This is a genomic window from Bacillus amyloliquefaciens DSM 7 = ATCC 23350 (genome assembly GCF_000196735.1).
Taxonomy (GTDB): Bacteria; Bacillota; Bacilli; order Bacillales; family Bacillaceae; genus Bacillus; species Bacillus amyloliquefaciens.
In genome coordinates this window covers 3,275,290-3,287,769 of sequence record NC_014551.1, presented here as the reverse complement: position 1 = coordinate 3,287,769, position 12,480 = coordinate 3,275,290, and the positions used below count along the sequence as shown (strand labels likewise).

Sequence of the window (12,480 nt, the reverse complement as noted above, 5' to 3'; positions counted from 1 at the left end):
CAAACGAGATGGATGTGCGCGCTGGCGCTTTCGGCTGCTCTGCTTTTAGGCGGCTGTTCTCTGCCGGGGCTTAGCGGAGCCTCCGATGATACGATCAAAATCGGGGCGCAAAGCATAACGGAATCCGAAATTATCGCCAATATGCTTGCACAGATGATTGAGCATAATACAGACTTAAATACGGCATTAATTAAAAACCTCGGATCGAACTATGTCCAGCAGCAGGCGATGCTCGGCGGTGAAATCGATATCGCTGCGACGCGCTACTCAGGAACAGATTTGACAAGCACCCTCGGCATGGAAGCGGAAAAAGACCCGAAAAAAGCGTTATCCATCGTTCAGAAAGAATTTGAGAAACGCTTCCATTACAAATGGTTTGATTCTTACGGATTTGAAAACACATACGCTTTTACCGTCTCGAAAGAGCTTGCGGAAAAAGACCATTTAGACAAAGTGTCTGACATTAAAAAGTATGCGGATCAATTTAAGCTCGGCGTAGACAATGCGTGGCTGAAACGGAAGGGCGACGGCTATAAGGGCTTTACCGACACGTACGGCTTCGAATTCGGCACAACCTATCCGATGCAGATCGGACTTGTATACGATGCCGTGAAAAACGGAAAAATGGACGCCGTCCTCGCCTATTCAACGGACGGACGGATTAAAGCGTACGATCTGAAAATTTTAAAAGACGACAAGCAATTTTTCCCGCCGTATGACTGTTCGCCGGTCATTCCCGACAGCGTGCTGAAACAGCATCCGGAACTGAAGGGCATTGTGAATAAACTGATCGGCAAAATCGATACGGAAACGATGCAGGAATTGAATTACGAGGTGGACGGCAAGCTGAAAGAACCGTCCGTCGTGGCTAAAGAATTTTTGGAGAAACATCATTATTTTGAATAAGAAATGAGGTGGGGCAAATGGAAGTGCTGCAGCAGCTCGGCACTTATTATTCTCAAAACGGCGCCTATGTGCTTCAGGAGTTTTACCGCCATTTTCTCATGTCGGTATACGGCGTTTTATTTGCGGCGATCGTTGGGATTCCGCTTGGCATCTTCATTGCCAGATACAGAAAATTAAGCGGCTGGGTATTCGCGGTGACAAACGTGATTCAGACCGTGCCGGCGCTTGCGATGCTTGCGGTGCTGATGCTCGTCATGGGGCTAGGTGCCAATACGGTGATTTTGTCGCTGTTTTTATATTCGCTTCTTCCGATCATCCGGAATACGTACACGGGAATCGCCAGCATTGAACACGCTTATCTTGAATCGGGAAAAGCGATGGGCATGACCAAATTTCAAGTGCTCCGCATGGTGGAGCTTCCCCTTGCGCTTTCCGTCATTATGGCGGGGCTGCGGACGGCGCTTGTGATCGCGATCGGCATTACGGCAATCGGAACGTTTGTCGGCGCGGGCGGACTCGGTGACATCATTGTCAGGGGATCAAACGCCACGAACGGCACCGCGATTATTTTAGCCGGCGCCATTCCGACGGCGCTGATGGCCGTTATCGCAGATCTTGTGATGGCGTGGCTGGAGCGGTCGCTTAGCCCGGTGAAGAAGAAAAAACGAACCAAAGCGCCGAATGCGGCATAAGAAAAAAACGCCTTGCGGGTCAGGGCGTTTTTTCTTATGGCTTCGGAACGTGCTTGAAAATTTCTTCGCTTTCGAAAAACTCGATCAGACGGCTGATCCAATTGTAGTAATCAAGCCAATCCTTTAATTCTTTCAGCAGTTCGTTGATTTTTTCCTCAGCTTCTTCCGGCACGCCGTTTTCAAGGGCGGCTGTCAGTTCGCGGTTCAGCTTTTTATGCATCATTTTATTTTTGCTGACGACCTTGCTCCATGTGGCCGTAAACAGCGTAATAAAGGTTTGGTAATAATCCTGCTCGACATCGTATAAATCTTTGCGGACGCCTTTTTCAAACACTTTTTCCGCCAGATTGACATCAAGCATTTCTCGGACTGCCTGGCTCATTCTCGTTTTGCTCATGCCGGTCGCTTCTGATAATTCAGTTAAGGTCATCGGCTTGCGGTTCATATAAATAATGCCTAAAATGCGCCCCACTGTCGCGGGCATCCCGAATGTATGCATATTTTCAGCGATTCGTTCGATCAAATGATCTTCAGCTTGTTCGATTACATGTAACGGATCTTTCTCCAACAGTTTCAATCCTTTCAGTCAGCAATTCCGATGTCAATATACCATATTTTTAAACCGGCGGAAATGCTCTTACGAGAGAATTTGGAAGTAATTCGAAGCAATAAGAAGAACTTTGCCGGTCAATACGGGTAAATCAGCGCTTACACATACTTTATATATAATATGGACAAATTGTAAACTTTTTATTTTATAAAGTTTAATTTATAATGGGAAACGTTCAATTGTCTGAAAAGTTAAATACGAATTTAACAAATTGAATAAACTTAATTGTGGAGGTGTGGGTATTTGCTGACATTAGAAAATGTCTCCAAAACGTATAAAGGCGGAAAAAAAGCAGTCAACAGCATCAATCTGAATATCGATAAGGGCGAATTTATTTGTTTTATCGGACCGAGCGGCTGCGGCAAAACGACGACGATGAAAATGATTAACCGCTTAATTGAACCGTCCGAAGGCAGAATCTTGATTGAAGGCCGGAACATTATGGAACAAGACCCGGTGGAACTCAGAAGAAGCATCGGCTATGTCATTCAGCAGATCGGGCTGTTTCCGCATATGACCATTCAGCAGAACATTACTCTCGTTCCGAAGCTTTTAAAGCATCCTGCCGACAAACGGAAGGAACGGGCGCGGGAGCTTCTAAAGCTCGTTGATATGGGGCCTGAATATTTAGACCGTTACCCTCATGAACTGAGCGGAGGACAGCAGCAGCGAATAGGTGTATTACGGGCACTTGCCGCAGAGCCGCCGCTTATCTTAATGGATGAACCGTTCGGGGCGCTTGACCCGATTACGAGGGATTCCCTTCAGGAAGAATTTAAAAAACTGCAAAAAACCTTACATAAAACCATCGTATTTGTTACCCATGATATGGACGAAGCCATCAAGCTTGCGGATAGAATCGTCATTTTGAAAGCGGGAGAAATCGTCCAGGCCGGAACGCCCGATGAAATTCTCAGATTTCCGGCGAATGAATTTGTAGAGGAGTTTATCGGCAAGGAACGGCTGATCCAATCATCCAGCCCTGATATTGAACGGGTGGAGCAGATCATGAATCCCGATCCTGTAACGATAACACCTGAGAAAACGCTGTCAGCCGCCATTCAGCTGATGCGCGCCGAGCGGGTGGATTCGCTGCTCGTCATTGATGAGAAGAACGTTCTCCAAGGTTATGTCGATGTGGAAATGATTGACCGCAAACGAAAACAGGCGGCACTCGTCGCGGAAGTGCTTGAGCGGGACCTGTACACGGTCAGAAGCGGCACCCTGCTTCGCGACGCCGTTCATAAAATTTTAAAAAGAGGCATGAAATTTGTGCCCGTCATTGATGACGCCGGCCGTTTAACGGGAATCGTGACAAGGGCCAGCCTCGTTGACATCGTCTATGACTCCATTTGGGGAGAAGAGAATCAGCTTGCGGTAATGTCATGAGGAGGATTAATTTTTATGAATGAGACCGTGCAATTTTTACAGGCAAACGGCGGAGAGCTGCTTTATAAAACATGGGAGCACCTGTACATCTCATTAATCGCCGTCATGGCGGGCATTCTCGCCGCCGTGCCGCTCGGCGTACTGCTGACGAGGATGAAAAGAGGCGCCGGCGCCGTCATCGGCATCGTCAACATCATTCAAACCTTGCCGAGTCTGGCCATTCTCGCGTTTTTTATTCCGCTTTTAGGGGTAGGAAAGGTCCCGGCCGTTGCGGCGCTGTTTTTCTATTCAGTGCTGCCGATTCTCAGAAACACGTATACGGGGATTCTCGGCGTCAATCGGCATCTTCTTGAATCGGGAAAAGGGATCGGCATGACCGCATGGGAGCAGATCAGGCTTGTAGAGCTTCCGCTTGCCGCCCCGGTCATCATGGCGGGCATCCGGACGTCCGCGATTTATTTGATCGGCTGGGCGACGCTCGCCTCCTTTATCGGCGGAGGCGGACTCGGGGATTACATTTTTATCGGCTTGAACCTTTATCAGCCGGAGTATATTATCGCCGGCGCCGTTCCGGTCACGATGTTAGCGGCCGCCGTCGACTGCTTGCTCGGGATGACAGAACGGAAAGTCACGCCTGACGGGCTGAAGGACATAAAAAATGCTTCATAAGGAGGAAGTCTCTCGTGGGGAATAGATGCAAAAAACGGCTGCTCGCATTCGCCTGTATCGGCATACTGCTCCTTGGCGGCTGTTCGCTACCGGGATTGAGCGCCGCATCGGAGGATACCATCAAAATCGGGGCGCAAAGCATGACCGAATCAGAAATCATCGCGAGCATGCTCGGACAGATGATTGAACATCACAGCGATTTGAAAACAACCGTTATTAAAAATCTCGGCTCCAACGCCGTACAGCAGCAATCTTTGATAAACGGTGATATTGATATCGCCGCGACGCGCTATACGGGAGACGCGCTGACGGGCACACTTCGCATGGAGCCGGAAAAAGACCCGGACAAAGCTTTGCGGCTCGTTCAGCGTGAATTTCAGAACAGATATGACATGAAATGGTTTGATTCCTACGGCTTTGATAATACATACGTCTTTACCGTTTCCGGACAGCTTGCCCGCAAATACCATTTAGAAACGGTATCCGATGTCAAAAAAGAGGCGTCTCATCTGAAATTCGGGGTTGATAACTATTGGATGAAGCTGAGAGGCAACGGATATCAGGATTTTATGAAAACATACGGAATGGCATTTGAAGGCACGTATCCGATGCAGATCGGCCTCGTGTATGATGCGCTGAAAAGCAGGAAAATGGATATCGCGCTCGCTTATTCCACCGACGGAAGAATCATTGCTTACGGACTGAAAACGCTGAAGGATGATAAGCGGTTCTTTCCTCCGTATGACTGTTCACCCGTCGTACCGGATCGTGTATTAAAAGAGCATCCCGAACTGGAAGGCGTGATCAATCAAATGATCGGCGCGATTGATACAAAGATGATGCAGAAAATGAATTACGAAGTTGACGGCCAATTAAAAGAGCCGTCCGTCGTGGCCAAGGAATATTTAGAAAAACATCATTACTTTGAATAACGGAAAGGAGATATGCGGGTGGACACGCTGAAAGAGCTGTTTACGTATTACTCTCAAAACGGCAGCTATGTTCTGTATGAGTGCTGGAGGCATTTTCTCATGTCAGCGTACGGCGTCGTTTTCGCCGCCGTTTTCGCCATTCCGGCGGGAATTGTGACAGCCAGGCACAGGCGTCTCTCCGGCTGGGTGTTTGCTGTGGCAAACGTGATTCAAACCGTTCCGGCGCTGGCGATGCTCGCAGTTCTGATGCTTGTCATGGGACTCGGCGCCAATACGGTCATTACGGCCTTGTTTTTGTATTCCCTTCTGCCGATTCTCAGAAATACGCACACGGGCATTATCAATATTGAGCACGCTTATCTTGAGTCGGGAAAAGCGATGGGTATGACGAAATATCAAGTACTTCGCATGGTGGAGCTGCCGCTTGCGCTTTCCGTCATTATGGCGGGTCTCCGAACGGCGCTCGTCATTGCCATCGGCATTACGGCAATCGGCACCTTCGTCGGCGCAGGCGGCCTCGGGGATATGATCGTCAGAGGCTCGAACGCGACAAACGGAACCGCCATTATTCTTTCGGGCGCCATTCCGACCGCGCTGATGGCGGTGGCCGCAGACCTGCTGATGGCATGGCTGGAACGAGCCCTCAGCCCTGTGAAAAAACAAAAAAGAAAGCTGATCGTACGCTCAGCCTCATGAAAAAAAGCATTCTTCCGCGTGAAGGATGCTTTTTTTGATTTCTTGATTAAATTTTGATAACTGCGATGTAAAGTCTTACATATCAAATAACAAAGCAGAGGGGTAATCATATGAGCAACATCTTAGAAACGAGACAGCTGCAAAAATCATTCGGCAGACAACAGGCAGTGGCTGATGTGTCTCTATCGGTTAAGCGCAACAGTATATACGGCCTGCTCGGTCCGAACGGCGCCGGAAAATCAACGACTCTTAAAATATTGACCGGCATCTTGCAGCAAACATCCGGCGAGGTTCTGTTCGACGGGCATCCATGGAAGCGCGAAGATTTGAAAAAGATCGGTTCCCTGATTGAAGCGCCGCCGCTTTACAGCAACCTGACAGCCGCTGAAAATCTGAAAGTCCGCTGCGTGATGCTCGGGCTTCCTGATTCAAGAATTGCGGAGGTGCTGGAAATCACGGGATTAACGGGAACCGGAAAAAAGCGCGCCGGCCAATTTTCCATGGGAATGAAACAGCGTCTCGGCATTGCGTTGGCATTAGTCAACCGTCCGTCGCTCTTAATTCTTGACGAGCCGACAAACGGATTGGACCCGATGGGGATTCAGGATATGCGGGAATTTATCCGCTCCTTGCCCGGACAGGGAATGACGGTGATTTTATCAAGCCACCTGTTATCTGAAGTCGAGCAGATCGCAGACCATATCGGAATCATCAGTGACGGTATTTTGGGATATCAGGGAGAAATCAGCCGGGAAGACGATCTGGAGCGGCTGTTTCTGGAGGTAGTCAAATCAACACGGGAGAAAGCGGGGACAGGAAAATGATTCAGTACATGCAGGCGGAACACCTTACATCTAAAAGAACATTTATCAAAAAACTGATCATTCTGATTCCCCTTCTGAACACGGCTTTTTCTTTTCTGCTGAATCCGGCCTATTTTATGACGGGCACGTTCAATTGGTGGGCGGTTATTTTCATGCCGCTCATGATTGCTCTAATGTGCGGTTTATCTGTTAAAAAAGAGAAAAAATCTGCGAATGACCGCGCGGTGTACTCATTGCCGGCAGACTTAAAAAGCATATGGCTCTCAAAAATAAGCTTGATCGCGCTGTATTCACTCCTGTCGCAAATCGTCTTTTTCATCATCATGTTTTTACTTGGACTTGTGTTTCCGGGAATTGCTGCGCTGCAGCTGAAAGGCGTTGAAGCGGGCTCCCTTTTATGGCTGACGACGCTTTGGGAAATCCCATTGTGCTTATGGATTGCCAGACAGTTCGGGTTTACGGCAGTCATTCTCGTGAATATGATCGCCGCTTTTGTTTTGGGTATTGTGCCGGCGTCCGGTTCATTGTGGTGGCTGAGTCCATGGAGCTGGTCAGTCCGGGTGATGTCACCGATTCTTGGGATCCATCCGAACGGAATTCCGCTTCCCGCAGACAGCGGCTTATTAAACGGAAATGTGATCTTTCCGGCTATTATTCTTTCTATCCTTTCTTTTATCGCAATAAGTTTGATTTCCGCCGTGTCTTTTGCAAAAGGGGGAAACCGGTCATGACCGTGCTTTTACGATATATGTGGGCCGATGTATTAAAAATGAAGCGCACGCCGCTCATATGGATGCATGTTGCGGCGCCGGCCGTATGCGCGGGATTTTTCCTGTTATATATGATGTATGGAAGGATTCAGGAGCCTTATGTGCTGTATAGCGTCTTCTTCAGCGCGATTGCCGTTTTATACCCTTTAATCATCAGTATTGTCTGCGGCATGTCTGCCTCCGTCGAGGAACAGGCGGGTCATTTTCAGATGATGCTGGCGGTTCCGTATTCGAAAATCGTCAGTTTTGCGGGCAAGCTGCTTCTATTGCTGCTGTTGAATGTGTTATCGATAGGTCTTGCCATCTGTCTTTATTTGGCGGGGATGAAATTTGTTCTTCACATCAATGACCTTCCGTACTTTCTCTTTTTAAAGGGAGGGGCGTGGCTGATTGCCGGCAGTATTCCGCTTTATATGATGTCTTTTTTTGTCGGCATAAAGTACGGCATGGGACCGTCCGGGCTCTTGGGGGGAGCGGGTTTATTAATGGCGGCGCTGATGAATACGGGATTGGGCGATGTCATCTGGCGTTTTTTCCCGTGGGCATGGAGCGTGCGGCTGTCGGGCCTTGAAGGACTGCTGCATTTTGACAAAGTCAAAAAAGAGTTCCTCCCTTATGTGAGATACGATATGAGATTCGGAGAAATAATGTTATATTTTTCTATAGTGATATTATGTCTGGCCGGCCTCCATTGGTGCAGAAGATGGGAAGGGCGGCGTTCATATGAATAAAGGCAAGGAGCGATTCGGCCGGTGGCAAACATTTTAGCGGTAGATGATGAAAAAGATATTCTCGTTCTGATCAGAAACATTTTACAGCGTGATCAGCATACAGTAACGATTCTGGAAAAAGCGGAAGATCAGTCATTGGATTTTTTTCAAGGCTATGATTTGATTCTTCTTGATGTCATGATGCCCGGAACGGATGGTATCGAACTCTGCCGGAGGATTCGGCCGCTGGTGGACAGCCCGATCCTGTTTTTAACGGCAAAGTCTGACGAAGAATCCATTGTGAAAGGACTCATGACAGGCGCTGATGATTACATCACAAAGCCGTTCGGCGTAAAAGAATTGATGGCAAGGGTAAACGCGCATGTCAGAAGGGAAAGTCGGGAAAAGCGTCAGACGAAACGTCTGATATCAGGCTTCATGTTTGATTTTGACAATAAAGAAGTATGGTTGGATGACCGGAAACTGCCTCTTACGAAAAACGAATATAAAATCGTAGAATTTCTGGCACAGCATAAAAACAGAACATTCTCACGGGAGCAGATTTACGAGGAAGTGTACGGCTTGGACGGCGATGCGCTCTATTCAACCATTACGGAGTTTATCAGAACCATCCGGAAAAAATGTAAAGAACACGGGGCTGATCCGATCAAAACGGTGTGGGGTGTCGGATACAAATGGGAATAGCAAAAGGAAAATCCAGCATCCGCAAAGAGCTTGTCAAATTTACCATCACGCTGTGTCTGAGCACGATGGGAGTGGCGGCATTATGCGTCGCCTTAAATGCCATTGCCCTGAATGCCGGAGCGATCCTGCCGGCAAATTACAGCGAGCATGAGGCGGAACAAATCAAGCCCCGCCTGAAATCGGCGGAAAAGATAACAGAAGACATGATCCCTGAAGGTATGACATACGCCGTTTTTGATAAAAAAACAAAGCGGATGACGAAAGGAACGATGACGGAAAAAGACGCGGCCAACGCCAGAAAAAAGATCCAGCATCAGCCGTATTTTAATTATGCTCAAAAAGGATTCATGGTGGTTGATCGGAAAAATGAATATTGCGTTCTCCAATATTCACTCAGGTCGGAATTTCAGTCGCCGCTACTAAGGCGCTATCTGCCGAATTATGAATGGACGGGTCTTGCCATTCTGATCACTTTGCTTCTGTTAACCGTATTTATCGTGACGACGCGATTCGCCAATCAGCTGAGACGGCATTTCAGCACACTCAGTTCCATCACGGCAAGCATTCAAAAACAGAATTTAAATATCAATCCAAAAAGGCCGCGGATAAAGGAATTTGACGATGTCATTGACTCTCTGCTGAAAATGAAAGACGCGCTTCAGGCATCTCTGGCGGCACAATGGGAGGCGGAGCGGATAAAAAAGGAACAGATCGGCGCGCTTGCGCATGATATTAAAATTCCGGCAACGATTATTAAAGGAAATGCCGAGCTGCTTCAGTTAACAGAACCTGATGAGGAGCAGACGGAATACACGCAGTATATCCTTGATGCCGGAAACAAAATCGAGCAATATGTCGGGCAGCTGATTCAGCTTTCCAAAGCGGAGGAGGCAGTTGCTGTTCATCTGGAATATACCGATCTCAAAGAGTGGGCTAAAAACATATATCGTGACGCGGCGGCGCTTGCGGGGCCGAAACAGATTGATCTCGTCCTCAGTGAGCGGGGCATTGACCGAAAAGAAGCGCCGATTGATCAAGAACTGCTCCGCAGGGCGGTCATGAATATCGCGGCGAATGCCGTCGACTACACGCCGGAAAGAGGAGAAATCCGTGTGGACGTCCTATGCACCGATAACGCACTCAGTATTGCCGTATCCGACAGCGGAAGCGGGTTCTCGCAGGAAGCGCTGAAAAAAGCGACACAGCTTTTTTACACGGAAGATAAAAGCAGACATTCGGCGGGGCATCACGGCATGGGGCTTACATTCGCCCATCATGTCGTACATCTTCATCACGGGGAATTGATACTTGAAAATAAGAAGTCTGGAGGTGCCCGGGCGGAGATCCGAATTCCGCTGGAAGGCATCAGACAAAAACAAGCCCTGCACGCATGAGGGCTTGTTTTCCTGTTTAAGAAAGGAAAAAATAAAAACGGCTGTCCGTTTGAGAGACCAGCCGCTTATGCGGAAAAGATTTTATCAGGAAGGATCAATCCATTGTGAAGACCACTTGGAAATTTCCTCTAAAATAGGGGCTAATGCGCAGCCTTTTTCCGTTAAAGAATACTCAATGCGGACAGGCGTTTCCGGAATGACTTCCCGTTTGATCACACCTTCTGTTTCAAGTTCTTTCAGCCTTTCTGACAGAACTCTGCCGCTTAAATTCGGAAGCGCTGCCTCAATCTCACTGAAGCGCTGCTGTCCGTTCAATAGCTGAAAGACGATAAGAGCGACCCAGCGTTTACTCAAGATGTCGACTGCCTTTTCAAATCTGGGGCACATTTCTGATTGCTTCATGCTTTTTCACCTCGTCTTCTGCTATTATACCGCAAAATCCGAGGGAACGTATGTCTGGCGTTTGTTAAGTTGGGGAGGGTTTCAAAAAGAGGATGAGGAATCCGGGGAGCGCTTTTTCGCTTCAGCCGCAATAAAATCAAAGTATTTGCTGACGCTTTCAATATCTTCTTTTGTGAAGTGCTGCCATTTTTTGCTATCAAACAGCGGCAGATGCTCCGCGCCTCTGGCAACGGCCGTCTGATAGATTGCGTATATGGATTGATAGCTCTCAGGGGCCTCGCGGATTTCCTCCTGAAATGACTTGATGTGTCCGGCCCGCGCCATTAACTCCTCGTACGGAATTTTTAATGTGTCCGCCAATTTTTTAATGGTCGCGGGTTTAGGAATGCCGCGGTGCCCGTTCTCAATTCTTGAAATGGTCGCCGAGCTGACGCCGGAATAGACGGCAAGCTGATTAACGGTAAGCTTCCGGGCGCGGCGCAGCTCTCTTAATTGCTTTCCGAATGTGTTCATTAGGATCGCCTCACATGTGCAAAGTCATGAGTCTTCATTTGTTCTTTTTTTGGCTTCCGCGGATAAGAACGCAAAGTATTTATCTAGCAGAACCAGGTCTTCTTTCGACAGGTGCCGCCAGTTCTCCCGCTCCAAAAGGGATAAATCATGCAACTCATACGTTTCGGCTTTTTCCAGCAAGGTGCAGCCCGTGTCGTACGAGACTCCCGTTTCCTGAACGGTCTCTATGTATCCCGCCGTCTGCATCAGTTCCTCGTACGGGATTTTTAACGCATCTGCGAGCTTTTTAATGGTTGCAGGTTTCGGCACCCCGCGTTTGCCGTTTTCAATCCGCGAGATTCCCGCGGCACTGACGCCTGAATACGTTGCCAGCTGGTTCACTGTCAGATGCCGTTTTTCCCGCAATGTCCGTAATTGTTTCCCGAAGCTTTCCACAATCTCTCCCCCTCCCGCGGTCTATTTATATTCTAGTATGTTTATTGACTAAAGGGAATAGGAAGGCTGGAAAAGTATTGACAAAAGTTAACAAAAGCCGTATGGTTATGTATAAGAAAGAAAGTATTTGACAGAACGGAAGGTGAAGAAAGTGGTCGAAAAGATACAGATCAGAAGAGATTATGTGCTGCAATATATGGTCAATAATGACTACTCGTTAAACCAGCTCGCCCTGGAGATCGGAATATCTCCCGCCACACTGAGCCGTGTACTGAATGGAGAGCGGAGGCCGGGCCAGCTGGTCATCGGAAAAATGCTCTATTACTTTGACATGAAATTTGAAGATCTTTTTTACTACGACTTTGTTGACAAAAGTCAATAACAATTGAAAGACAAACACATTTCCGTTTTTTCTGACATGATGTGTACCGATACGGCGTGACATGCCTTTGCTTTTCATGTAAAATAGAAGCAATGTAGGCCAGTCAGTCTGGAGGTGTATGGGATGCACACATTATTGATTACTTTATTGGTTATCGTCAGTATTGCACTTATTATTGTCGTATTGCTTCAATCCAGCAAAAGCGCCGGTTTATCGGGTGCGATTTCAGGCGGGGCGGAGCAGCTTTTCGGAAAACAGAAAGCAAGGGGCCTTGATCTGATTCTTCACCGCACAACCGTTGTGCTGGCAGTCTTGTTTTTCGTGTTAACGATTTCGCTTGCGTATATCGTATAAGGCAATGTTTGTATAAGGTCTGATTAATATCAGGCCTTTTTCTTGTTGAGAGACCGCGTTTGTTTCTCGCAAAACTGTGGAAAACTAAATTGAATGT

17 protein-coding genes are annotated in these 12,480 nt (G+C 47.8%); 13 read left to right on the top strand and 4 right to left on the bottom strand.

Annotated features, from left to right (window positions below; all coding sequences use genetic code 11):
- The first annotated feature begins 12 nt into the window (after positions 1-12).
- Positions 13-906 (top strand): osmoprotectant ABC transporter substrate-binding lipoprotein OpuCC, encoded by an 894-nt coding sequence (gene opuCC / locus BAMF_RS36985; protein WP_088030699.1) that lies wholly within the window; start codon positions 13-15, stop codon positions 904-906.
- A gap of 17 nt (positions 907-923) precedes the next feature.
- Positions 924-1,598, top strand: a complete 675-nt coding sequence (gene opuCD, locus BAMF_RS36980) for a glycine betaine/carnitine/choline/choline sulfate ABC transporter permease OpuCD (protein WP_013353641.1) — start codon at positions 924-926, stop codon at positions 1,596-1,598.
- Between the two features lie 34 nt (positions 1,599-1,632).
- On the opposite strand, the gene BAMF_RS36975 is transcribed toward opuCD, so the two are convergent.
- A complete protein-coding gene (locus BAMF_RS36975; protein WP_013353640.1) occupies positions 1,633-2,166 on the bottom strand; it encodes a GbsR/MarR family transcriptional regulator in 534 nt (177 codons plus the stop codon).
- 285 nt (positions 2,167-2,451) lie between these two features.
- Here BAMF_RS36975 and BAMF_RS36970 point away from each other — a divergent pair, with 285 nt between their 5' ends.
- The 9 genes from BAMF_RS36970 to BAMF_RS36930 all read left to right on the top strand — a co-directional run bounded on the left by BAMF_RS36970 (position 2,452) and on the right by BAMF_RS36930 (position 10,297).
- Positions 2,452-3,597, top strand: a complete 1,146-nt coding sequence (locus tag BAMF_RS36970; RefSeq protein WP_013353639.1) for a betaine/proline/choline family ABC transporter ATP-binding protein — start codon at positions 2,452-2,454, stop codon at positions 3,595-3,597.
- Between the two features lie 15 nt (positions 3,598-3,612).
- On the top strand, positions 3,613-4,266 hold the full coding sequence (locus BAMF_RS36965; protein WP_013353638.1) for an ABC transporter permease: 654 nt from the start codon (positions 3,613-3,615) through the stop codon (positions 4,264-4,266).
- A gap of 14 nt (positions 4,267-4,280) precedes the next feature.
- On the top strand, positions 4,281-5,198 hold the full coding sequence (locus tag BAMF_RS36960; protein ID WP_013353637.1) for an osmoprotectant ABC transporter substrate-binding protein: 918 nt from the start codon (positions 4,281-4,283) through the stop codon (positions 5,196-5,198).
- A gap of 18 nt (positions 5,199-5,216) precedes the next feature.
- Positions 5,217-5,894 (top strand): ABC transporter permease, encoded by a 678-nt coding sequence (locus tag BAMF_RS36955; RefSeq protein ID WP_013353636.1) that lies wholly within the window; start codon positions 5,217-5,219, stop codon positions 5,892-5,894.
- Positions 5,895-6,004: 110 nt separating this feature from the next.
- Entirely contained in the window at positions 6,005-6,718 is a 714-nt protein-coding gene (locus BAMF_RS36950; RefSeq protein ID WP_013353635.1) for a lantibiotic protection ABC transporter ATP-binding protein, read from the top strand.
- Positions 6,715-7,449 carry a lantibiotic immunity ABC transporter MutE/EpiE family permease subunit gene (locus BAMF_RS36945; protein ID WP_013353634.1) on the top strand — a complete coding sequence of 245 codons (735 nt, stop codon included), beginning with the start codon at positions 6,715-6,717 and terminating at the stop codon, positions 7,447-7,449. The genes BAMF_RS36950 and BAMF_RS36945 overlap by 4 nt, the downstream gene beginning before the upstream one ends.
- On the top strand, positions 7,446-8,219 hold the full coding sequence (locus BAMF_RS36940; protein WP_013353633.1) for a lantibiotic immunity ABC transporter MutG family permease subunit: 774 nt from the start codon (positions 7,446-7,448) through the stop codon (positions 8,217-8,219). The genes BAMF_RS36945 and BAMF_RS36940 overlap by 4 nt, the downstream gene beginning before the upstream one ends.
- A gap of 21 nt (positions 8,220-8,240) precedes the next feature.
- The gene (locus tag BAMF_RS36935; protein ID WP_013353632.1) at positions 8,241-8,903 is read left to right on the top strand and encodes a response regulator transcription factor; all 663 of its coding nucleotides are present in this window, start codon (positions 8,241-8,243) and stop codon (positions 8,901-8,903) included.
- Complete coding sequence (locus BAMF_RS36930; protein WP_013353631.1) at positions 8,894-10,297, top strand: sensor histidine kinase; 1,404 nt, start codon at positions 8,894-8,896, stop codon at positions 10,295-10,297. Before BAMF_RS36935 ends, BAMF_RS36930 begins: the two co-directional genes overlap by 10 nt.
- 84 nt (positions 10,298-10,381) lie before the next feature.
- On the opposite strand, the gene BAMF_RS36925 is transcribed toward BAMF_RS36930, so the two are convergent.
- The 3 genes from BAMF_RS36925 to BAMF_RS36915 all read right to left on the bottom strand — a co-directional run bounded on the left by BAMF_RS36925 (position 10,382) and on the right by BAMF_RS36915 (position 11,647).
- Positions 10,382-10,699: a winged helix-turn-helix transcriptional regulator gene (locus tag BAMF_RS36925; RefSeq protein WP_013353630.1), complete on the bottom strand. Its 318-nt coding sequence runs from the start codon at positions 10,697-10,699 to the stop codon at positions 10,382-10,384.
- 81 nt (positions 10,700-10,780) lie between these two features.
- The gene (locus BAMF_RS36920; RefSeq protein WP_013353629.1) at positions 10,781-11,212 is read right to left on the bottom strand and encodes a helix-turn-helix domain-containing protein; all 432 of its coding nucleotides are present in this window, start codon (positions 11,210-11,212) and stop codon (positions 10,781-10,783) included.
- Between the two features lie 24 nt (positions 11,213-11,236).
- Positions 11,237-11,647, bottom strand: a complete 411-nt coding sequence (locus BAMF_RS36915) for a helix-turn-helix domain-containing protein (RefSeq protein ID WP_013353628.1) — start codon at positions 11,645-11,647, stop codon at positions 11,237-11,239.
- 196 nt (positions 11,648-11,843) lie between these two features.
- On the opposite strand from BAMF_RS36915, the gene BAMF_RS36910 reads away from it, so the two are divergent.
- A complete protein-coding gene (locus BAMF_RS36910; protein ID WP_087920807.1) occupies positions 11,844-12,029 on the top strand; it encodes a helix-turn-helix domain-containing protein in 186 nt (61 codons plus the stop codon).
- A gap of 123 nt (positions 12,030-12,152) precedes the next feature.
- The gene (gene secG / locus BAMF_RS36905; protein ID WP_013353627.1) at positions 12,153-12,383 is read left to right on the top strand and encodes a preprotein translocase subunit SecG; all 231 of its coding nucleotides are present in this window, start codon (positions 12,153-12,155) and stop codon (positions 12,381-12,383) included.
- Positions 12,384-12,480 lie beyond the last annotated feature (97 nt).